General features: G+C 48.1%; 23 protein-coding genes and 1 tRNA gene. 22 read left to right on the top strand and 2 right to left on the bottom strand.

All coding sequences use genetic code 11. From position 1 onward, the window contains the following. Positions 1 to 46: 46 nt before the first annotated feature. The 10 genes from BN3279_RS09930 (at position 47) to BN3279_RS09885 (ending at position 11,284) form a co-directional block, all read left to right on the top strand. Positions 47 to 931, top strand: a complete 885-nt coding sequence (locus BN3279_RS09930; protein ID WP_059050447.1) for a YidC/Oxa1 family membrane protein insertase — start codon at positions 47 to 49, stop codon at positions 929 to 931. Then, entirely contained in the window at positions 928 to 1,647 is a 720-nt protein-coding gene (jag, locus tag BN3279_RS09925; RefSeq protein WP_059050446.1) for an RNA-binding cell elongation regulator Jag/EloR, read from the top strand. The genes BN3279_RS09930 and jag overlap by 4 nt, the downstream gene beginning before the upstream one ends. A gap of 966 nt (positions 1,648 to 2,613) precedes the next feature. After that, complete coding sequence (gene mnmE, locus BN3279_RS09920; protein ID WP_059050445.1) at positions 2,614 to 3,993, top strand: tRNA uridine-5-carboxymethylaminomethyl(34) synthesis GTPase MnmE; 1,380 nt, start codon at positions 2,614 to 2,616, stop codon at positions 3,991 to 3,993. Positions 3,994 to 4,075: 82 nt separating this feature from the next. Beyond that, positions 4,076 to 5,962 (top strand): tRNA uridine-5-carboxymethylaminomethyl(34) synthesis enzyme MnmG, encoded by a 1,887-nt coding sequence (gene mnmG, locus BN3279_RS09915; RefSeq protein WP_059050444.1) that lies wholly within the window; start codon positions 4,076 to 4,078, stop codon positions 5,960 to 5,962. A 4-nt stretch (positions 5,963 to 5,966) separates the two neighbouring features. Continuing rightward, entirely contained in the window at positions 5,967 to 6,689 is a 723-nt protein-coding gene (gene rsmG / locus BN3279_RS09910; protein ID WP_059050443.1) for a 16S rRNA (guanine(527)-N(7))-methyltransferase RsmG, read from the top strand. Between the two features lie 180 nt (positions 6,690 to 6,869). Next, the gene (gene noc, locus BN3279_RS09905) at positions 6,870 to 7,694 is read left to right on the top strand and encodes a nucleoid occlusion protein (RefSeq protein WP_059050442.1); all 825 of its coding nucleotides are present in this window, start codon (positions 6,870 to 6,872) and stop codon (positions 7,692 to 7,694) included. Positions 7,695 to 7,885: 191 nt separating this feature from the next. Next, a complete protein-coding gene (locus tag BN3279_RS09900; RefSeq protein ID WP_059050441.1) occupies positions 7,886 to 8,647 on the top strand; it encodes a ParA family protein in 762 nt (253 codons plus the stop codon). Beyond that, on the top strand, positions 8,640 to 9,479 hold the full coding sequence (locus BN3279_RS09895) for a ParB/RepB/Spo0J family partition protein (protein ID WP_059050440.1): 840 nt from the start codon (positions 8,640 to 8,642) through the stop codon (positions 9,477 to 9,479). Before BN3279_RS09900 ends, BN3279_RS09895 begins: the two co-directional genes overlap by 8 nt. Positions 9,480 to 9,599: 120 nt before the next feature. Continuing rightward, on the top strand, positions 9,600 to 10,760 hold the full coding sequence (locus tag BN3279_RS09890) for an aminotransferase class V-fold PLP-dependent enzyme (RefSeq protein WP_059050439.1): 1,161 nt from the start codon (positions 9,600 to 9,602) through the stop codon (positions 10,758 to 10,760). A 23-nt stretch (positions 10,761 to 10,783) separates the two neighbouring features. Further along, positions 10,784 to 11,284 carry a DUF4446 family protein gene (locus tag BN3279_RS09885; RefSeq protein ID WP_059050438.1) on the top strand — a complete coding sequence of 167 codons (501 nt, stop codon included), beginning with the start codon at positions 10,784 to 10,786 and terminating at the stop codon, positions 11,282 to 11,284. Here BN3279_RS09885 and yyaC read toward each other — a convergent pair. Then, a complete protein-coding gene (yyaC, locus tag BN3279_RS09880) occupies positions 11,256 to 11,864 on the bottom strand; it encodes a spore protease YyaC (RefSeq protein WP_059050437.1) in 609 nt (202 codons plus the stop codon). The genes BN3279_RS09885 and yyaC overlap by 29 nt on opposite strands. A 167-nt stretch (positions 11,865 to 12,031) precedes the next feature. Here yyaC and BN3279_RS09875 point away from each other — a divergent pair, with 167 nt between their 5' ends. From BN3279_RS09875 to BN3279_RS09860, 4 genes are all read left to right on the top strand, one after another. After that, a complete protein-coding gene (locus tag BN3279_RS09875; RefSeq protein ID WP_059050519.1) occupies positions 12,032 to 12,265 on the top strand; it encodes a putative Se/S carrier protein in 234 nt (77 codons plus the stop codon). A gap of 132 nt (positions 12,266 to 12,397) precedes the next feature. Beyond that, a complete protein-coding gene (locus BN3279_RS09870) occupies positions 12,398 to 13,189 on the top strand; it encodes a mechanosensitive ion channel family protein (protein WP_232436803.1) in 792 nt (263 codons plus the stop codon). A 104-nt stretch (positions 13,190 to 13,293) separates the two neighbouring features. Then, entirely contained in the window at positions 13,294 to 13,524 is a 231-nt protein-coding gene (locus tag BN3279_RS09865; protein ID WP_059050435.1) for a DUF951 domain-containing protein, read from the top strand. Positions 13,525 to 13,592: 68 nt separating this feature from the next. Next, positions 13,593 to 13,683, top strand: a tRNA-Ser gene (locus BN3279_RS09860). Between the two features lie 356 nt (positions 13,684 to 14,039). Here the strand turns inward: BN3279_RS09860 and BN3279_RS09855 are convergent. Then, on the bottom strand, positions 14,040 to 14,237 hold the full coding sequence (locus BN3279_RS09855) for a YjzC family protein (protein ID WP_059050434.1): 198 nt from the start codon (positions 14,235 to 14,237) through the stop codon (positions 14,040 to 14,042). A 275-nt stretch (positions 14,238 to 14,512) separates the two neighbouring features. Here BN3279_RS09855 and rpsF point away from each other — a divergent pair, with 275 nt between their 5' ends. The 8 genes from rpsF to BN3279_RS09815 all read left to right on the top strand — a co-directional run bounded on the left by rpsF (position 14,513) and on the right by BN3279_RS09815 (position 21,904). After that, the gene (gene rpsF, locus BN3279_RS09850) at positions 14,513 to 14,797 is read left to right on the top strand and encodes a 30S ribosomal protein S6 (RefSeq protein ID WP_059050433.1); all 285 of its coding nucleotides are present in this window, start codon (positions 14,513 to 14,515) and stop codon (positions 14,795 to 14,797) included. 39 nt (positions 14,798 to 14,836) lie between these two features. Next, positions 14,837 to 15,325: a single-stranded DNA-binding protein gene (gene ssb / locus BN3279_RS09845; RefSeq protein WP_059050432.1), complete on the top strand. Its 489-nt coding sequence runs from the start codon at positions 14,837 to 14,839 to the stop codon at positions 15,323 to 15,325. Positions 15,326 to 15,346: 21 nt separating this feature from the next. After that, complete coding sequence (rpsR, locus tag BN3279_RS09840) at positions 15,347 to 15,616, top strand: 30S ribosomal protein S18 (RefSeq protein ID WP_018750422.1); 270 nt, start codon at positions 15,347 to 15,349, stop codon at positions 15,614 to 15,616. A gap of 572 nt (positions 15,617 to 16,188) precedes the next feature. After that, complete coding sequence (locus tag BN3279_RS09835) at positions 16,189 to 17,946, top strand: ABC transporter substrate-binding protein (protein ID WP_059050431.1); 1,758 nt, start codon at positions 16,189 to 16,191, stop codon at positions 17,944 to 17,946. Positions 17,947 to 18,027: 81 nt separating this feature from the next. Further along, entirely contained in the window at positions 18,028 to 18,990 is a 963-nt protein-coding gene (locus BN3279_RS09830; RefSeq protein ID WP_059050430.1) for an ABC transporter permease, read from the top strand. 12 nt (positions 18,991 to 19,002) lie between these two features. Next, positions 19,003 to 19,926 (top strand): oligopeptide ABC transporter permease, encoded by a 924-nt coding sequence (gene opp4C / locus BN3279_RS09825; RefSeq protein WP_059050429.1) that lies wholly within the window; start codon positions 19,003 to 19,005, stop codon positions 19,924 to 19,926. Positions 19,927 to 19,955: 29 nt separating this feature from the next. Beyond that, complete coding sequence (locus BN3279_RS09820) at positions 19,956 to 20,945, top strand: ABC transporter ATP-binding protein (RefSeq protein ID WP_059050428.1); 990 nt, start codon at positions 19,956 to 19,958, stop codon at positions 20,943 to 20,945. Further along, on the top strand, positions 20,942 to 21,904 hold the full coding sequence (locus BN3279_RS09815) for an ABC transporter ATP-binding protein (RefSeq protein ID WP_059050427.1): 963 nt from the start codon (positions 20,942 to 20,944) through the stop codon (positions 21,902 to 21,904). The genes BN3279_RS09820 and BN3279_RS09815 overlap by 4 nt, the downstream gene beginning before the upstream one ends. Positions 21,905 to 21,957 lie beyond the last annotated feature (53 nt).

Below are 21,957 nucleotides of genomic sequence, written 5' to 3'. Positions count from 1 at the left end.
TGTTATGATTTACGTTGAACGGATAGGTTAAGAGAGGGGTTTTGAAGTGTCGCGATTGATGACTAACCGAAGAAGATGGCTTCTTCTCCTTCTGGCAGTCGGGCTGATTACTGTGCTTGCCGGCTGCGGAACACAAAATGCTCATTTAGCAACCACGACTGAAGACATGAAAGCAGGTTCGTGGTGGACCGCGAATGTGGTCTACTATTTCTCGTATGCGCTTGATACATTTGCCGAGTGGTTCAATGGCGAATATGGCCTTGCGATTTTAATTCTGGTGTTGATTGTCCGGACATTGATTTTACCGCTGACACTGAAGCAGGTGAAGAGCTCCAAGGCAATGCAGGCGATTCAGCCGCAATTGCAGAAGATTCGGGAGACATATAAGGATAATCCAGAGCAGCAGCAACAGGAAACGATGAAGCTGTTCCAGGAGCATAAGGTCAATCCAATGGCCGGTTGTTTCCCTCTGATTATTCAAATGCCAGTGTTCATTGCGTTATATAACTCCATATTTTACAACTCTGCCATTCGGGAGCATTCCTTCCTGTGGCTGCAGTTAGGTGAACCGGACAAGCTGTTTATTTTGCCGGCCATCGCTGCGATTACGACATTCATCCAAACGAAGATGATGTCGAACGTCAACCCTGCAGGTATGCAAGGGCCAATGGCGTTTATGATGTGGGTATATCCTGTTTTGATTTTTGTAATGGCCTATAACTTCGCTGCCGCATTGCCGTTGTATTGGGTATTCAGTAACTTGTACACGATTGGGCAGAACTTCTTCATCTATCGTAAGAAGGACCCGGTTGTCGCTGTGGCGGGAGTCGAGTCGGTTACTTCCTCTTCTAATAAGAAGCGTGGCGGTTCCAATCTAAAAGCCGGCCATCCCGGTGGCAGAGGTGCCAAGGAGGCAAAAAAATCGAAATGAATAAAATTGTGACGTCGGGAAAAACCGTTGAAGATGCTGTAAGACAAGGATTGGCCAAGCTCGGCACCACCGAGGATCAAGTCGCCGTGAATGTGTTGGAGCAGCCATCAAAAGGATTCCTGGGTCTGATCGGGGTCAAGGCAGCAAAGGTAGAGCTCACTTTGTTGGAACCTGCCCGAACGGTACCCTCTTCGCAAGGGAGTGATTCTAAGCTCCGTGTGCCTGAATCTGTACATCAGCAGGAGAAGACATTCGGTGATAAGAACCCCTATGAGGAAGCGGCGTCATTCGTACGGGACGTCGGCGAGAATATGGGCCTCGACGTGAAAGTCGAGATCGTCCAGGGCAAAGATAATACCGTACTGAACATTTCGGGACATGATTTGGGATTAATGATCGGGCGAAGAGGACAAACCCTCGATGCCCTGCAATACTTGGCGAATATTATCGCTAACCGTTATTCTGATAGCTTTATCCGTATTATCCTTGATGCCGAGAACTTCCGGGAGCGCCGGAAGAAGACGCTGGAGGAGCTTGCCGACAGATTGGCCGGGCGGGTTGTTCGCACACGCAAAGAAGTTACGCTGGAGCCAATGTCGCCGCAGGAGCGCAAAGTGATTCATTCCCAGCTTCAGGATCATCCGGAGGTCAAGACTTATAGCAAAGGCGATGAGCCTAACCGGCGAGTGGTGATTGCACTGAAGCACGGCAGATGAATGTGACGCAATGACGTTTGCTCGGCGTAAGCCGGGTGGGGGTCGTTGCGTTTATTTTATCTCAACCCTCCCCACCCCTCCCTTACTGTAAGGGAGGGCGCCCGAGGGCTTGCTGCCCTCTGGGCTCCCGCAAACTGGAGTAACGTGGGAGGGAGTGAGGCGCTCCTGCTCGCTGTCCCCTTTGGGGATGCGCTTTACTTTGGTGCATGGAACGCTTTTCCCCCTTCGGGTACGTCTTACTTTTGGCTCACCCGGGTTACCTGGCAAGGATGGTGGAGGCACTACTGCTTTCGGCGCTGCTTTGGATTTGGTGAGTAAGGAGTCGGCTTTTCGCCCTTTGGGGCCCGCCTTTACTGTGGTGACATTTTGTGGGTGCAGTCAGGTAAGAGGAGTAATGAGCGTTGTTAGAGCGTTGGGAGTGGCTGACGAGCAAGGAGGCGCTGTCCCTGCGGGATGCGCTAGGTGTGGAGCAGAGCGTGTGGGTGAACGCGGTGGAGCGGGAGTAATGAGCGTTGTTAGAGCGTTGGGAGTGGCTGACGAGTAAGGAGCGCTGTCCCTGCGGGATGCGCTAGGTGTGGAGCAGAGCGTGTGGGTGAATGCAGGGGAGCGGGAGTAATGAGATTGTATAGAGTGTTGGGAGTGGCTGACGAGTAAGAGCGCTGTCCCTGCGGGATGCGCTAGGCCGTAGAGCAGAGCGTGTAGGTGAACGCAGGGGAGCGAGCGTAGGAGATGCTTGAGCAGGTGTGCTCGGGGTGAGTGAGATGGATTAGTGGAGCGGGGCGTATGAATCTGGAGAAACGGAAGTGTTCGCCTTTGCCATGGGATTGTACCCTTGTAGTGTGCTATCAATTCAGACAATCCCATGGCAACAGCGATCGGAGGATCATACGACTTGCGGAACGGCTCCATTCACGAATTTGTATTGCTGCAACGATATTTACAACGAGAACTAGTGAGGTGAAATAGATGCTAACCGATACGATTGCGGCCATTTCCACGGCCGTGGGTGAGAGTGGGATTGCGGTGATTCGCGTGAGCGGGCCAGAGGCGGTTGACGAGGTGGGACGTTTGTTCCGCAGCAAGACGGCGTTGCCGGAGTCGGCGAGCCATACGGTACATTATGGCTTTATTGTTGATCCGGCCACGGAGGAGAAGCTGGAAGAGGTACTGGTGACGGTGTTCCGCGCGCCGCGATCGTTCACGACGGAGGATGTCGTGGAGGTGAGCACGCACGGCGGGATTATCTCGGTCAAGCGCGTGATGGATTTGCTGCTACAGCAGCGGGGGATTCGATTGGCGGAGCCGGGGGAATTCACGAAGCGCGCGTTCTTGAACGGGCGAATCGATCTGTCGCAGGCGGAGGCGGTCATCGACCTGATCCGCTCAAAGTCGGATCGGGCTTTCTCGGTGGCGCTGAAGCAGGTCGGTGGGGAGCTGTCGCGCAAGGTGTCTGAGCTGCGTTATACGTTGGTGGAGACGCTGGCGCATATTGAGGTCAACATCGATTATCCAGAGCATGATGTAGAGTCGATGACGATGGAGTTCATCAAGCAGAAATGCGCGGCGGTGTCGGAAGGCATTGATGTGCTGTTGAAAACGGCCAATCAAGGCAAGATTTTGAGAGAAGGTATTACGACGGCAATTGTAGGTCGTCCGAATGTAGGTAAGTCCTCGTTGATGAATGCGTTAGCCCGGGAGAATAAGGCGATTGTGACCGATATTCCAGGAACGACGCGGGATGTCATTGAGGAATATGTAACGATTAATCAAATTCCGCTCAAGCTGCTGGATACGGCCGGGATTCGTGAGACGATGGATGTGGTCGAGCAAATTGGGGTGGAGCGCTCCAGAGAAGCGTTCAGTGACGCGGATCTGATTCTGCTGGTGCTAAGCGGGGCGGAGCCGCTGCATGAGGATGAGATTGCCCTGATGGAGCAACTGAAGGGCAGAACGGCAATTGTTTTGCTGAATAAGATGGATTTACCGCAACAGTTGGATCGAGAGGTGGTACGGCGTTATTTTTCCGAGGAATCGGTGGTTGAGCTATCGGTGAAGACGGAACAAGGGCTGGATCATCTGGAGGAGGCCATTGCTACCTTGTTCTTCGGCGGGCAGTTGGAGTCAAATGATTTGACGTATGTCACGAATGTGCGGCATATTGCACTGTTCAAGCAGGCCAAGCAGTCGCTTGCTGATGCATATGAAGCGGCGGATAGCGGGATTCCTATTGATATATTGCAGATTGATGTAAGGCTCGCGTGGGAGCAATTGGGCGAAGTCATTGGTGATTCGGCACCGGATGCGCTGATTGACCAGATTTTTTCGCAATTTTGCTTGGGGAAATAATTGGAGGACGTATCATCGGAACCGGTTCATGGTATGATGTTACGGACAGAATGTGCAAGGGTAGGGCAAAGGGGGTAGATGGATGAGTTACGATGCTGGAAACTATGATGTAATCGTGGTCGGAGCAGGGCATGCAGGCTGTGAGGCGGCTTTGGCTGCTGCGCGGATGGGCTGTCGTACGCTGATGGTCACGATTAATTTGGATATGATTGCTTTTATGCCTTGTAACCCTTCAATAGGGGGGCCAGCCAAGGGCCATGTGGTGCGCGAGGTGGATGCCTTGGGCGGCGAGATGGGACGTAACATTGATAAGACGTTCATTCAAATGCGGATGCTGAATACCGGGAAAGGTCCGGCTGTTCATGCGCTGCGGGCGCAGGCGGATAAATTCCTGTATCAGCATACGATGAAGGAAACGATGGAGAAGGAATCCAACCTGACAATGCATCAGGGTATGGTGGAAGAATTGATCGTTGAGGAAGGTCGCTGCGTGGGTGTGGTGACGAAGACAGGAGCAGCCTACCGGGCTGATGCAGTGGTGCTGACGACCGGAACCTATCTGCGCGGCAAGATCATTATGGGTGAGCTGATGTATGAAAGTGGGCCTAATAACCAACAGCCTTCGGTGCGTTTGTCGCAGAATTTGAAGGAGCTTGGATTGGAATTGGTTCGCTTCAAGACAGGTACTCCGCCGCGGGTGCATAAGGATACGATTGATTTCTCGCAAACGGAAATTCAGCCGGGCGATGCGAAGCCGAAGTTCTTCTCATATGAGACGAAGTCTTCGGATAATGAGCAATTGCCATGCTGGTTGACTTATACGTCGGAGGATACCCACCGGATTATTAACGAGAACTTGCACCGTGCTCCAATGTTCTCGGGGGTTATTGAAGGGACGGGACCACGTTACTGTCCATCCATCGAGGACAAAATTGTTCGCTTTAGCGATAAGCCAAAGCATCAGATTTTCCTGGAGCCTGAGGGGAAGAATACGTCGGAATATTATGTGCAGGGCTTCTCTACCAGTATGCCGGAAGAGGTTCAGTTGAAGATGCTTCGTTCCGTGCCAGGTCTGCAAAATGTACAAATGATGCGCACCGGGTACGCCATCGAGTATGATGCGGTGGTTCCTACACAGCTGTGGCCTTCGCTGGAAACCAAGCGGTTGTCCGGCCTGTTCACAGCAGGACAGATCAACGGTACATCCGGTTATGAGGAAGCGGCGGGACAAGGTATTATGGCCGGTATTAATGCGGCACGTAAGGTACAAGGGAAGGAACCCGTAATTCTGGACCGCTCTCAGGGATATATCGGCGTGCTGATTGACGACTTGGTCACCAAAGGAACCAACGAGCCGTACCGACTTCTGACTTCCCGGGCAGAATATCGTCTATTGCTTCGTCATGATAATGCCGATTTGCGCTTAACGCCAATAGGTCATGAGATTGGCTTAATTTCTGAGGAACGCTACGCCCGCTTTATGGACAAAAAACATAAGGTAGAGCAGGAAATCGAACGCTTACGCGTGACGAAGGTACGTCCTTCAGAAATTAATGCGCTGCTGGAGTCGGTGGGCTCGGCGCCCATTCAGGATGGAAGCAATCTGTTAACGATCTTGCGCCGTCCGGAAGTTAGTTATGAAGGGATTAGTCAGGTCTCTCCTTCTGAGATTGAACTGGATGAGGACATGCAGGAGCAAGTTGAAATCCAGATCAAATATGCGGGTTATATAGAAAAGCAGTTACTGCATGTTGAAAAATTACAAAAAATGGAAAAGAAAAAAATACCTGAACGAATCAATTATGATGATATTCAAGGTTTGGCCATCGAGGCGCGTCAAAAACTGGCGAAAATCCGTCCAATCTCCATTGGGCAAGCTTCGCGGATTTCCGGAGTAACGCCTGCGGATATTTCCATTTTGCTTGTTTATCTGGAGCACTATAACAGGGTTACAGCGGCAGGAGGGTAAGAAGGTGGATTCTGTTCAATCCCAATTTTGCGCCCTGCTGCAAGAGCATGGAATAGAGCTTTCAGCGAGGCAACTACAGCAATTTGAGCGATACTATGAGGAGCTAGTCTCCTGGAATGAGAAGATGAATTTAACGGGCATTACGGACCGCGAGCAGGTATATATCAAGCATTTCTACGATTCGTTAAGTCTGGCATTTCATGTGTCGATAGATAAGATATCTTCCGTGGCCGATATTGGTTCAGGGGCGGGTTTTCCCGGCATTCCCTTAAAAATTTGTTATCCTCATTTGCAACTAACTATTGTAGATTCGCTGAATAAGCGAATACAGTTCTTGCAGCATGTGGTGGATGAACTAGGACTTGAGAACGTACAACTGCTCCATGGTCGTGCTGAGGATTTAGCTCGTCAGGCAGGACTGCGTGATTCCTTCGATTTGGTGACGGCTCGTGCTGTAGCCCGGATGGCCATATTGAATGAATTTTGCCTACCTTTCGTCAAGCCAGGTGGAATGTTTGTGGCGATGAAGGGGAGTGATCCCAAGGACGAGCTGCAAGAGGCGGCCTTTAGCTTATCTGAGCTGAAGGGGAAATGTGTAAAGACACCGCAATTTGTACTCCCTTTGGAGCAATCAGAACGGCATTTAGTTATTGTAAATAAGGTGGCAGCGACGCCTAAGAAATATCCCCGCAAGGCTGGTACACCTGCAAAAACACCATTAATATAGTGGATGTGAAGACATCCCCCTTAGCAAATTGTTCCACGTGAAACATGGGCTAAGGGGGATTCAACATTTAGCAAAATAAGATCATAGGATTATAGAGAAAAAAGTGGTAGAATAGATATATCTGGGATATCCGTAAGGCTTGTCCTTATGTCACTATGAAACTAGGTGGTAATTGACGGAATGAAAGAACAATTTTCTAAATTGTTCGGTTTAGCCGAACGAAGCAGCGGAGATGAAGTAAGACAAATTCCGGTGGGGGAAATTGTCGGTAGTCCTTATCAGCCGCGGACCATTTTTGACGACGATAAGATTGAGGAGCTTTGTCAAACTATTCGTACGCACGGTGTCATCCAGCCTATTGTAGTACGTTTTCGAAATGATAAGTATGAGATTATTGCTGGTGAACGTCGTTGGCGCGCGGTAAAGAAGCTAGGACTTGAATCCATTCCTGCCATTTTGCGTGATTTCAATGATTCGCAAGCAGCTTCAATCGCATTAATTGAGAATCTACAGCGAGAGGGATTGACCTCCATCGAAGAGGCTGTGGCTTATCAGAACTTGATTGATCTTCATCAATTAACTCAGGAGAGCCTCGCTCAGCGTTTGGGGAAAAGCCAATCTACGATTGCGAATAAAATCAGGTTGTTGCAGCTTCCTGAGGGTGTGAAGACGGCGCTAATGGAACGGAAAATTACAGAGCGTCACGCACGTGCCTTGTTATCGCTAGATACGGAAGAATTGCAATTGAAGGTGCTCGGTGAAATTGTTAGCAAAGAGCTTAATGTGAAGCAGGCGGAAGCACGGATTGCTTTCTACAAGGAAGTAGCCAAGAATAAGAAGTCTCCTTCCAAACGGATTTCCTTTACGAAAGATGTTCGGCTGGCATTAAACACAATTCGTCAATCGATTGATATGGTAACCGGTTCGGGCCTGCAAATCAAGACGGAAGAGAAAGACCACGAGGATCATTACGAGATCGTGATTCAAATTCCAAAACGTTCATAGTATGGATGCGCTGACCCTGACCGCCAGGTTTGCAGGTCAGCTTCTTTTTCGGCTATACGAAGATATTGAACGCGCAATCGACCGTCAGGTGATTCACCATGGATTGCTATTGGTCTTTTTGTAGCGGCAGCTTAGATTACAACCTTGAAGTTCTACAAAGAGATTCTTCTATTATATTGAGGTGAACTGGATTGACTAAAATTATAGCGATAGCTAACCAAAAGGGCGGCGTCGGTAAAACGACGACTTCCGTCAATTTGGGAGCAGGGCTCGCGGCAATTGGAAAAAAAGTGCTGCTTATCGATATTGACCCCCAGGGGAATACGACAAGTGGTGTTGGCATTAATAAAGCAGATGTAGCAAATTGTATTTATGATGTACTCATTAATGAAGTCAATCCGCGGGATGCCATCGCGCCTACGGAAATTGAGAACCTACATATTATTCCAGCCACCATTCAATTGGCAGGTGCGGAAATTGAGCTGGTTCCCACGATTTCTCGTGAAGTAAGATTGAAAAAATCACTGCAACCGATCCGTCACCTCTATGACTATATTTTGATCGATTGCCCACCATCTCTCGGAATTCTAACGATCAATTCATTGACTGCGGCAGATTCGGTGCTGATTCCTATCCAATGTGAATATTATGCCTTGGAAGGGTTAAGCCAATTATTGAATACGGTTCGCTTGGTACAGAAGCACTTAAATACTTCTTTGCAAATTGAAGGGGTGTTGCTGACCATGTTTGATGCCAGAACAAATTTGGGTATTCAGGTCATTGAAGAGGTTAAAAAGTATTTCCAACAGAAGGTTTATAGAACGGTTATTCCACGTAATGTGCGGCTTAGTGAAGCGCCATCCCATGGTCAATCTATCATTACTTACGATCCTCGCTCTAAGGGCGCGGAAGTTTATTTAGAGTTGGCAAAGGAAGTGGTCTCTTATGAATAAGCGGTTGGGTAAGGGATTAGATGCCTTAATTCCGGCATTGTCAATCCAGGATGATGATAAAGTGGTTGAGATACCACTGAATCAACTTCGGGCTAATCCGTATCAGCCACGTAAAACCTTTGATGAAGAGGCCATTCGAGAGTTGGCTGAATCGATTCGGCAACATGGGGTTATTCAACCTATCATTGTTCGCAGTGTGCTAAAGGGTTATGAAATCATAGCTGGTGAACGCCGATTCCGGGCTTCTCAATATTGTGGCAATGCAACCATACCTGCTGTCGTTCGTTCCTTCTCGGATCAGCAAGTCATGGAGATTGCCCTGATTGAGAACTTGCAACGTGAGAACCTGAATGCGATGGAGGTTGCCGTAGCTTATCAGGGGCTGATGGATCAATTTCAATTAACTCAGGAAGAATTATCCATGAAGGTGGGGAAATCACGATCTCATATCGCTAACTTCTTACGGTTGCTTTCGCTTCCGGAAGAAGTAAAGGAATATGTTTCACGTGGAACATTATCTATGGGACATGCTCGTGCCTTGGTTGGGTTAAAGGATGCTACCATGATCAAGCAGTTGGCACAACAGTGTATTGATCACGAATGGAGCGTTCGTGAACTTGAGGATGCAGTGCAGCAGATTGATCGCAAGAAAAAGGAAAAACCAAAAAGCACCAATAAAAAACGGGACCCTTATATCGAAGAGGTTGAAGAAAGTTTGCGTGAGCGATATAAAACAACCGTTAAGATTAAAGCGAATAAAGAAAAGGGCAAGATTGAAATCAACTATTACAGCCAACAGGATTTACAACGGCTGCTGGATATGCTGAACTAGGAACTTTCAATAAGAGAAGATCATGACATACCTTTCTTCCAGAGAAGAGGGGTATGTCATTTCTTGGTCTTAACGAGTATTGACTCAATATCGGGATGGATTGTCAGAGAGGAGCTTGTCATGCAAAACCATATTTATTTGGATCATGCAGCTACGTCGTGGCCAAAGCCTCCTGGTGTGGGAGCGGCCGTGCTGGAAGCCATTGATGGTGCCTCAGCTAATGCAGGACGTGGTAATCATGGGATGGCGTTGCAAGCGGGGAGAGCACTGTACAGAACGAGAGTTGCACTTGCTCGGCTATTTCATATTTCCAACCCCAATGATATCTCATTTACCTCTAATACGACGGCGGCACTGAATTTGGCTATTAAGGGTTGGCTTAAGCCGGGTGATCACGTTATTGCGACGATGGTCGAGCATAACTCAGTCAGGCGCCCTTTGGAGTTCTTAAAGCGAACCATCGGTATTGAAGTAGACTATGCTGAAGTCGATCAAGACGGGCAGTTGAAGCTGGAACAAATGAAGAAACTTTTTCGTACTCATACACGTTTAGTTGTATGTTCTCATAGCTCTAATCTGCTGGGAAGTATTTTGCCCGTACAAGAGATCGCTAGTCTGGCTCATCAGCATGGTGCTATCATGCTGGTGGATGCAGCTCAAACTGCGGGAGGATATCCCATCAACGTTCAGGAGATGGGGATTGATATGCTGGCTTTTCCTGGGCATAAGGGGCTACTGGGTCCACAAGGAACAGGAGGGTTATATATTAGCCCTCAGCTTCATCTGGAACCGCTGCTGCATGGAGGAACAGGCAGCCAATCCGAAGCAACAGAGCAACCGGAGGTGCGTCCAGACCGTTATGAAGCGGGAACGGCGAATACACCTGGTATTGCTGGATTGGGAGCAGGAGTGGCTTATGTCCTGGAGCAGGGGGTTGAACAGATCTATCGGCATGAGTGGGAGCTGACACAATACCTGATGGGGGCTCTGGAACAAATGCCGGGGATTAGAATTTTGGGACCCGCGAAGGGGCAACCTCGCACAGGGATTGTATCGTTCAACCTGGATCAGCGGGATGCTTCGGAGCTTGCCTTCAAGCTGGATCAAGAGTATGGAATTGCAGTACGTGCAGGGTATCATTGTACACCGCTTGGACACGAGACCGCAGGGACGTTGGATGGTGGCGCCGTACGTGCTAGCGTAGGGTATGCAACAACCAGACAAGAGATTGAAGCTCTGATTCATGCACTGACAACTATAAGCCAAGGGAACGGAAATTAGGCACAGAGGAGAAGACGAATAGCATGCAGGAATGGAATGATCTCATCTTTGAGCAGCTAGTCTGGATTGTTGGAGGAATTGCGGTACTAATGATCGGACTAATGATCTGGAATTTGGTTCAAGGCAGCAAGCTGCGCAAGATGAAGAAGAGATACGAACTGATGATGCAAGGCACCGGAATAGATCATCTGGAAGATGTGCTGATTGATCTCAAAATGCAGCAGGGCAAGATGGAGGATGTTCAGGAGGCAATAAATCGTAATCTGGCATCAGTCCAAGCCAAATTGCCTTTGCAGAAGGCGAATATTGGTATTAAGCGCTATAACGCATTTGGAGAAACGGGTAACGATTTAAGCTTCTCGATTGCAATCATTAACGAGCTTCAGGATGGAGTAGTGGTAACGGGAATCTATAATCGGGATGGCTCCTTCGTTTATGCCAAAGGGTTGGAACATGGAGAGTCTACCCACGCGTTGTCACCGGAAGAACGAGAGGCTATTGCCCTGGCCGGGACAAAGCAATAAACCCCCGATTCCATTCTTTGATGGCACTATGTAAGCTTGTGGAAATAATTTCTGAAAGCCGCATAACGAGACTTAATCGGGTATTCTGTAACACAAAGTATTCCATAAAACCGCCTACATTGACAATTCCTGTAAGATGGATATCGCCAACCGGCGGTAATTGTTTATTTACACCTGCACCTGGACGGAGGGGGCCTTGTACGACTTGAATGGAACCTATGCTGGCCGTTTGACCCAAGCAGGCATCAATACTAATAATGAACGGTTGCTTATAGGAATGCTGGATATGTTCCAGTGTTTCTTTTAAATTCATGGCATGAACCGGTTCTTCCAGAGTACCGTACAGGTGGAAGTAAGGGCTATTATATTTGGTCAGCGCTGTACCTACCAAGGGTCCCAAGCAATCGCCCGTGGAACGGTCCGTGCCGATGCAGATGACGACGATATCCTGGCCCGGTGCCACTTGGGCAAAATGCAATAGCAACCGATGGATGATGGCAGAATGAACCCCCGGCTCAGTATGCTGAATTTTCAAGTAGGGAATTTCCTGTTCCGGGACAGAGGGTTGCAATTGTGACATAGAATCTTCCTTTCCCTGCAGATATAAGTAGGTAGTTTAGCGTTTGCAGTTTACGAATTTAGTAGATAGTATATGGAAGAAGCGCGTATTATATACTCGTACTAAAGTCTTATAGTTTGAGTTCAGAAAGTTGGGGAGGGCTGGTGTTGGAGGAGGAATGGCTGGTCATGGCTTTTGATTCAACCCAGCAGGCGCTGCGAGCCGAGATGCTGCTGGAGTATGCCGAGATTGAAATCGATTTGTGTCCTACGCCCAAAGAGATTACCGCAGGCTGCGCCTTGTCGATCCGTTTCCCCGTAGAGGACTTGCCGAGTGTTAGGCAGATTGTTAAGTCTGAGACCGTGGAGATTCGGGGGATTTACTCCCGTACGGCGATCGGATATGATAGCATCAAGCTTTAGATTAGGGTGAAGAAACGGCTATTTCAAAAAGGAATGATATAGATGATGTTCTCAGCAGAACCGGGTAGGGTACAGACAGCTACGAAGAACGTGAATATATGGAAGGGAAAATTATGGGAATGGTTTACAAATATGGATATGTGGTCAGATGTGCTTATATCTGGCATCAAAATTGTGGTTATCTTCTTGCTGACGAGGCTATTCGTTAAAATTATATATCGTATCATTGACCGCTCCTTGCGCAAGCAAGAGAAGAGCCGATTGCAAATGAATCCGCGGAGATTGGTGACGGTGGGTGAGTTATTAAAGAATGTTACCTCGGTCACGAGCAATTTTATTATGATTATGCTGGTGCTGGGCGAGCTGGGCTTTCAGCTTGCACCGTTACTGGCGGGTGCAGGGGTACTGGGGCTGGCAATCGGCTTTGGGGCGCAAAGTCTGGTGAAGGATGTTATAACCGGCTTCTTCATTATATTGGAGGATCAATTTGCCGTAGGAGATGTTATTCAAACAGGGACGCTGAAGGGCACAGTGGAGATGATCGGCTTGCGCTCTACACGGCTGGTAAGCTGGACCGGTGAGGTACATATCATTCCTAATGGGATGATTACGAATGTGACCAATTATTCTGTAGGCACGGCTTTGGCCGTTGTTGATCTGACCTTTAGCAACTCCAGAAGGCTGGAGGAAACGGTGCAAATGCTGGAGTCGGCGATGCAACGCTTCAAGCAAGCAGGGGGGGCGCCGATTTCGGAGGTTCCCCATGTTCTGGGTATCCAGACGCTGTCGGCGGCTGAGTATGTGGTCCGGATTGCGGTCCAGTGTCCACCGGCAGCGCGAGCCGATGTTGAACGTCAAATTCAGACCTATGCGAAGGAAGCGCTGGAGGCGGTCGAATTAGGCGAGCAGGGTCAGCTTGGATAAATATGAGCGGAGAGTAGTAGATAGGCTTGAGAGCGGCTTTCTGTAAGCCTGGTCAAGCCTTCCTTGAATTCGTTAGGCTATTCAGATGAAGGGGGAGAACAACTGTGGAACGTAAATCATTCCAATTGGGTGATATTGTACAGATGAAAAAAAATCATCCCTGCGGCAGCAATGAGATGGAGATTATTCGCATGGGGATGGACATTCGTATTAAGTGCGTGGGCTGCAAGCATAGCGTACTGGTCCCACGTGCCAAATTCGAGAAGAATCTGCGCAAGGTGCTTCGCTCGGCCATTCCCATAGAACCGGAAGACGAGAACAACGGAGAAGCTTAGCATTTCATGGGGCGCAGGGCATTTCTATTGCAATGGGAATCAATTCATGGTACAATCATTCTTGCTGTGGAGAGGTACCCAAGAGGCCCAAGGGGGTTGACTCGAAATCAATTAGGCGTCGCAAGGCGTGCGTGGGTTCGAATCCCACCCTCTCCGCCACTTATCAATTCTATAACTTCGCCAGTAACTCTTTGCGTTTGTCGCAGGGGGTTATTTTATTGGGAAAAGTGAAACAGGACCCCTCACAGGGTCCTGTTTCTGGTTGACGGCGTACTGATTTTGGGAATTCTTCTCTCACCGTTGAAGAAACATTCTGATATATGCCTGAGCAAGCACGAATCCGAGAAGAGGGGTCTTCAACACATTCGTGATCTGACGCTTCTACAAAGCCTCGAACAAGATTTCCTTACGGTTTGTTTCTCGATGAAGCTTTTTAAGGCCCAACGGAACCACACCTCTCTTGCACGCCGTCGAGTGTATTATGTGCAGCTTATGAGCTTTTATGCATAAGATTTTTAATGAACGCGAGCTTTCTCTTCCTTTTTCCACTTACGGTTCTTGTTGGAGGTTTCGGGGAACTTTTCGCCCTTTTCAAGTGTGATGCGCTTGGGATCTTTGATCTCCGTATGAAAGCTGCGCCCTTCACCTACTTCTACGTATACACCTGGGTTGGGAGCGCGCATACCTTCCTCAAATTCCGTGATTTCACCCATGGCCAAAGGCCTCCTTCCCAAGACATATCTGTCTTGTAGTTAATTGATGTTTAAGTTCATGCCTATTGTGTGCCGGTAGGCGCAATTTCATGTAGGCATTTAGAAGCATGAATAGGGCAAAAGAAGGGTGGAAATGCAAGCCGCCACAGGAAATACATGTTTTTTGCTTGCAGGTGTCTTTTCAATTTGGTATATTATTATGGTGCGAGTTTACGCTCGCTCCTTGCTCCCAAGCGTAAGTATTGGGGGCCATAGTCCAAGAGGAGGTGAATTATATGCGCAAATATGAAGTGATGTACATTATTCGTCCTGACGTTGAACAAGAAGCTGTTCAAGCTTTAGTCGAAAAATTCCAAGGCATCATCCAAAACGGCGGTGAAATTACCAAACATGACGTGATGGGCAAACGCCGGCTTGCGTATGAGATTAACAAGATTCGTGACGGAATTTACGTACTCGTGAATTTCACAGCAACTCCTGAAGTTGTTGCTGAGCTTGAACGGATTTTGAAGATTTCCGACGAGGTTATCCGTTATCTCATTACGAAAGACGTAGCCTAATCAAGTTTGAGTAACCATTGCTTGAAGGAGGGGATTTGATTGTTGAACCGTGTCATTCTCATCGGACGTCTTACCCGCGATCCTGAATTGCGTTATACACCTGCTGGTGTGGCGGTAACTCAGTTCACGCTGGCCGTAGACAGACCGTTTACCTCCCAAGGGGGAGAACGTGAGGCAGATTTCATTCCGGTTGTAACCTGGAGACAGCTTGCCGAGACTTGTGCGAACTACTTGCGCAAAGGGCGGCTGACGGCTGTAGAAGGGCGGATTCAAGTTCGAAATTACGAGAATAACGAAGGTAAGCGTGTATACGTCACCGAAGTTATTGCCGATAATGTTCGTTTTCTTGAATCGAACCGTGATGGTGGATCAGGTGGCGGCGGTGCGCGGGAGGAAGCTCCATTCAGTGGAGGTAATAGCGGCGGCGGCAATAGCCGTGGCGGTGGATCCTCACGCAGCAATCAGAATGATCCTTTCTCCGACGACGGGAAACCGATCGATATTTCGGATGACGATTTGCCATTTTAATAAAGGAAAGGACTGAATAGCATGAGCTTCAAACAAAGAGAAGGCGGAGACGACAAGAGACCGGCACGCCGTGGCGGCCGCAACAAACGTCGTAAAGTATGTTTCTTCACTGTGAACAAAATTACTCACATTGATTATAAAGATACGGAACTGTTGAAGAAATTCATCAGCGAACGCGGTAAGATTTTGCCTCGTCGTGTGACAGGCACTAGCGCGAAATACCAACGCCTTTTGACGATTGCCATCAAACGCTCCCGTCAAATCGCATTGCTTCCTTACACAACGGAATAAAGTTAGATTATGCTGTAACGACAGCCGGACCTCAGGGTCCGGCTGTTTTTTTGTTTATTAGGGTAGATTTTGCTAAATTCTCGTCGAATTTTATCAAAAAATAGATGTAAATGCCGAAGGACAGAAAGATATTCCCAAATCTCATGTCGAAAAATACCAAAAAAACAAGAATTCCATCGAAAAACAGTTACTCATAAAGTTAAATGTAAGTAATTAAATATAACATGAGATTTTATAATGTTAATTTTATTTTGAAAAAAACTAAAAAAATGTGAAATAAAGGCGATTTTAAGTGGTAAAGAACAATTAAAAAAGATATTGACGTGAGGTATTTTCACATGTATGATGTACAATAATTCAAATGTTATTTTTCTCCTTCTGTTTAAGGAATTGACAAAGCTCTTATTAACCATCGGTTTATACTGCAGCTCTAACGTTTAATTCCAATCCAGTTAACACTGTGCGCACGGTAAGGGGAGAGAAAGGTACAACACTTTTTGCTACTTCTATGAATCTACATAACTTCGCAGAATCGTATGGAATCGACGAATAATCATGAGGAGGAGTAAAAAATGAGAAAAAAGTGGTGGGGGTTTATCATTCTAACATTGTCGTTTGCTTTAATGCTGGGGGCTTGCTCTAGTGGCAATAACTCGGCGGAGCCGCCAGCGACAAATAATGGGGAGAATACGAATACGACAGACCCGGCAGAAACGCCAACCGAGTCGGATACCGAGGCCACAGAAGGATTCATCGAAGCTACGGATATGTCACTTAATCCGGTCGCTGCGGTAAACCGGACGGATACCGTCATTGTAGGTACTACTGATCCGAAGGGCGTGTTTAACCCGCTATTCATGGAGACGGCTTATGATTATTACATTAATTACACCTTATTCGATTCTTTTACTGAAGTGCAGGCAGACGGTACATATACGAATAGTCTGGCTGAGAAGGTTGATGTGTCTGAAGATGGACTTAAATATACCTATCATTTGAAGCCGGGCGTTACCTTTGGTGATGGAACCCCGCTAACGGTGAAGGATTACTACTTCACATTGAAGCTCTACATGGATGCAAGCTATGACGGGCAGTCTGATCCGCTGAGCTGGCATATCGTCGGAGCTAACGAATATAACGAAGGCAAATCCAGTGATATCTCCGGGGTGAAGATTATTGATGATCAGACAGTGGAGATTAGCTTGACTGAATATACGGCCCTGACTCCGGTGGAACTGGGGGGAATCTATATCTTGCCAGAGCATTATTATGGTAAAGATTACAAGCAGGGCAATCTGGACAGTGTAAAGAAGCTGAATGACAAGCCGCTGGGCAGCGGACAATATAAGCTGGTGAGTTATAGCCCAGGGCAAGAGGTTGTCCTGGAATCCAATGAGAGTTACTTCCGCGGTACTCCCAACGTGAAGAATGTCATCTTCAGAACAACGTCGGAAACGACGAATATGCCGATGCTCCAGCAAGGGGAGACGGATATGCAGGATGGCATAAGCGTTACTGAGGATAATGTGGAAGCGCTGAAAGCGATGGGTTTTGTTAATATCAGCTTACTCCCGAACAATGGGTACGGCTATATCGCCTTCAATCATAAGCTGCCGAAGTTCAGCGATGTCAAAGTGCGTCAAGCACTCGTATTCGGTTTAAACCGTAAGGAAATTGTGGAAGGAATTTATGGCCCTTATGGTAACGTCATTAATATTCCGCAATCCAATGTGTCTTGGGCTTACACGGAAGAGAACATTGAGACTTACGAATTTGATCTGGAGAAGGCTGGACAATTGTTGGATGAAGCTGGCTGGACATTGAACAGCAAGGGCTTGCGCGAGAAGGATGGCGAGGTATTTAAGGTCAACTTCTCCGCTACTGCTGACAATCCGGTCGTGGATGCCTTGTTGCCGATTATGACGCAGAATTATAAGGAATTGGGAATCGAGATCGTGGCAGAGACATTGGACTTCAACGCCATTATGGACAAATCAAATACCGGGGAATATGAAATGTACTTTGCGGCCTGGGGACTTACGCCTGACCCAGACAATACCGTATACATCACCAATGGCTCACAGAATGATTATGGCTATTCTAATCCTAAGGTTGATGAGCTAATGGCCAAAGGGAAGAAGACACTGGACGTTGAGGAACGCAGAGCGATTTATACGGAAATGTATCAGGAATTGAACAAGGATGTGCCTGTCATTCTGATGTACCAAAGAAAGAACATGGTTGCGGTGAACGGCCGGCTTGACGGGTTCGACATCTCTCCATACAAGGATTTCCCATTCAGCTTATACCAAGTGCAAATTGCCCAATAAGTTGATCTAGTCAGGAAAAGGGCGAACGTACCCGGCTGCGAAGCCGGGTATGCTCGCATCTACTAATCAGGGGGAAATCCGATGAGAACGTACATTATCCGAAGATTGCTGCAAATGATCCCTACGTTAATCGGCATATCTATTATTGTATATGCGATTTCTGCCATGATTCCCGGCGATTACATTACGGCCCTGAATAATCCGAATATGACGGATGAAAGAGCGGAGCAATTAAGAGCCATATATGGCCTTGATCAGCCCCAATATCTGCGCTATTTCACCTGGGCCAAAAGTATGCTGACTGGCGATATGGGCGACTCATTTCAGCATAAGAAACCTGTTATGGAGGTAGTCAATCAGTACATATGGAACTCGTTCATTATCGCTTTTGCCAGCTTGGTCCTTAGCTGGATTATTGCTATATTCGCCGGTGTCTTCTCGGCCAAGTTCCAGTACTCGTTGCTCGATAAGCTAATTACTCTATTCGTATTTATATGTATGTCGTTGCCATCCTTCTTCCTCGGCCTACTACTTATACGTATCTTTGCGCTGTCCTTTGGTTGGCTTCCGGTAGGAGGTATGACGACAGCAGGCTCCAAGGCCGTGGGATGGGAATATATTATGGATGTGCTGAAGCATGGAGCACTTCCAATTACCGTACTGACCATGTTAAGCACGGGAAGCCTGACTCGTTATTTCCGGACCAGTATGCTGGAGGTGATTCGGCAGGATTATATCCGAACTGCCCGTGCTAAAGGGCTCAAGGAGCGGACGGTCATTTTCAAGCATGCGCTGCGTAATGCCATGATTCCGGCGATTACGTTGTTAGGCTTCGAATTGCCCGCCTTGTTCGGGGGGGCTATCATCACGGAGAAAATCTTTGTCTGGCCCGGCATTGGGAATGTTTATTTAAATGCCATTCAAATACGAGACTATCCATTTATGCTTGGGTTTACCATATTGGTTGCCGTTCTGACGCTTATCGGTAATTTGTTATCTGATGTTCTATATGGAATAGCCGATCCGCGAATTCGCTTGAAATAGGGAGGAGATTAGATGGCCACGGAAGTCACGACAATGACCCGGAAGACCGTACCCTCGGCCACCGTACCGGAATCGCCCTGGCGAATAGCGATACGACGGTTCAGCCGTAACAAGTTGGCTTTGGGCGGACTTATTATTTTGATTATTATGTTTCTAGTTTGTTTTATTGGTCCTTTCTTCTCGCCATACAACTTATATGATTATTCGCTTGCCAGCAAGAATAAGCCACCTTCAGCCGCCCACTGGCTGGGAACAGATAAATTGGGCCGGGATATTCTGCTGCGGGTTATGCTTGCCGGACGAATCTCCTTGTTAGTAGGGGTGGTAGCTACAGCTATTACGGTCATTATCGGAGGCACCCTTGGGGCGATAGCGGGCTTCTACCGCAAGCAGGTAGATACTGCAATTATGAGAATTACCGATATTTTTATGTCCTTACCGTCGCTGCCGATCCTGATTATTTTGGGGGCGGTGATGTCCGATTTGAAGGTGCCGCCACCTACGCGGATTTATTATTTAATGTTCATTATTGGTCTTTTAAGCTGGACATCGCTCGCCCGTCTGGTTCGTGGTCAAATTCTTACCTTACGTGAGCAGGAATTCATGCTAGCTACAGAAGCGCTGGGTCTCAAGGATCGGCGGAAAATATTTCGGCATCTGCTACCCAATACGGTACCGATTATTATCGTGGCTGCGACGTTAAGTGTAGCGAGCGCTATTCTCTATGAATCTTCCTTGAGCTATCTAGGTCTTGGTGTAATTCCGCCAACGCCTTCCTGGGGTAATCTAATCGCTGATGCTAACAATCTGATTGATTTTCGCAAGCGGCCTTGGTTATGGATCCCACCGGGGATATGCATTCTGGTCACGACGGTAGCTATCAACCTCATAGGGGACGGACTGCGTGATGCACTTGATCCCAAGATGAAGAGATAAGCTCATACGCCAAAGAAGGAGATGCAAATATGGCTAAAGATCTTGTGCAATTCCGCAATCTGGAGACTCATTTTCATACCTCGGCGGGCGTGGTCAAGGCCGTGGACAAGGTTAGCTTCTCCATACGCGAGGGGGAAACAATCGGCGTCGTTGGGGAATCCGGCTGCGGCAAGAGCGTGACTGCGATGTCACTGATGCGATTGGTAGAAGGCCCTCACGGGGTAATCGCCGGCGGGGAGATTATTTACGAAGACAAGGATCTATTAAAGCTTAGCAAGCGGGATATGGGGCGAATTCGGGGTAAGGAAATATCAATTATATTCCAGGAGCCGATGTCTTCGCTCAATCCGGTGCTCACGATTGGGCATCAAATTACCGAACCGTTAATGATGCACCTCCTGCTGGACCGCAAGCAAGCGAAGAAACGGGCGATCGAGCTAATTGAGCTGGTAGGAATCCCCCGGGCGGAGCAAATCTTCTACGCCTACCCCCATGAACTCAGCGGCGGGATGCGCCAGCGGATTATGATTGCTATTGCGCTAAGTTGCAATCCTAAGCTGTTGATTGCCGATGAACCTACGACGGCCCTGGATGTTACGATTCAGGCTCAAATTCTGGATTTGATGCGAGAGATCAAGCAAAAGCTGGGCACAGCTATTATGCTCATTACTCATGACCTTGGGGTTGTTGCCGAGATGGCAGATTACGTGATCGTCATGTATGCGGGCAAGATCATTGAGGAGGCTCCGGTTCTGGAATTATTTAAGGACCCGCAGCATCCTTATACCAAAGGCTTGCTCAAGGCCAAACCTGTGATTGGTCAAACCTCGGAACGGCTTTACTCCATTCCCGGGCAAGTACCCAATCCGATTGAATTGGAAGATAATTGTCATTTTCATGATAGATGTGAATTTTGCATGGAAATTTGCAAGCAACAGCAGCCTCCGTTCCGCGCCCATGGCGATAGTACGCATAAGACAGCCTGCTGGTTGTATGAGGAAGCGAGGGGAGCCGAGTGAGTGCACTTATTGAGGTCGAGGGACTGAAGAAGTATTTCCCGATTACGGGCGGGATTTTTCAACGAACGGTTGGACATGTCAAGGCCGTGGATGGTGTGTCTTTCCATATTAATCGAGGCGAGTCGTTTGGCTTGGTAGGGGAGTCCGGTTGTGGCAAGAGTACGATTGGGCGGACCTTGCTCCGTCTCCATGACAAGACCAAAGGACGCGTGGCCTATCAGGGTCAAGAGCTGTATGATCTGTCCAAGGAAGACCTTCGTAAATTGCGTCCGAAGATGCAAATCGTCTTCCAGGACCCGTTCAGCTCACTGAACCCCCGTATTAAGGTGGGTGAAGCTATCGGGGAAGCGCTGTTTGATCACGGACTAACCGATCGGGTAGAGATCAAGCGACGGGTCATTGAAACGATGGAGATTTGTGGCCTGGCCAGTTATCACTATGACCGTTATCCCCATGAATTCTCAGGAGGACAGCGGCAACGGATCGGGATTGCCCGGGCCCTGATTCTGAACCCGGACTTTATCGTAGCAGACGAACCGGTGTCGGCCTTGGATGTGTCTATTCAGGCCCAGATTATTAATCTCTTAAGCGATCTGCAAAAGGAAAAGCAAATCACGTATTTGTTTATTTCCCATGATCTGAGCGTGGTAGAGTATCTATGTAACCGGGTCGGGGTGATGTATTTAGGCTCCATGGTCGAGATGGCGGACACGGCTGAATTGTTCCGTAATCCGCTTCATCCGTACACGAAGGCACTCATGTCGGCCATCCCGGTTCCTGATCCTACATTGAAGAGGGAGCGAATTGTGCTGCAAGGGGATATTCCCAGCCCGGCAAATCCACCTTCCGGCTGTAAGTTCCATACGCGTTGCCCTATTGCTTCGGAATTGTGCAAGCAGCAGGTCCCCGAGTATGTAAATAAAGGCAATGATCATTTCGTCGCTTGCCATTATGCTTAAAAAAGTTGTATCTTATTAAGCCATTCAATCGTCTAGATTAATGAAAGAGAGAT

It is taken from the genome of Paenibacillus senegalimassiliensis (genome assembly GCF_001486585.1).
Taxonomy (GTDB): Bacteria; Bacillota; Bacilli; order Paenibacillales; family Paenibacillaceae; genus Fontibacillus; species Fontibacillus senegalimassiliensis.
Note: the sequence above shows the minus strand (reverse complement) of the source record. Positions and strands in the feature narration are given on the sequence as shown.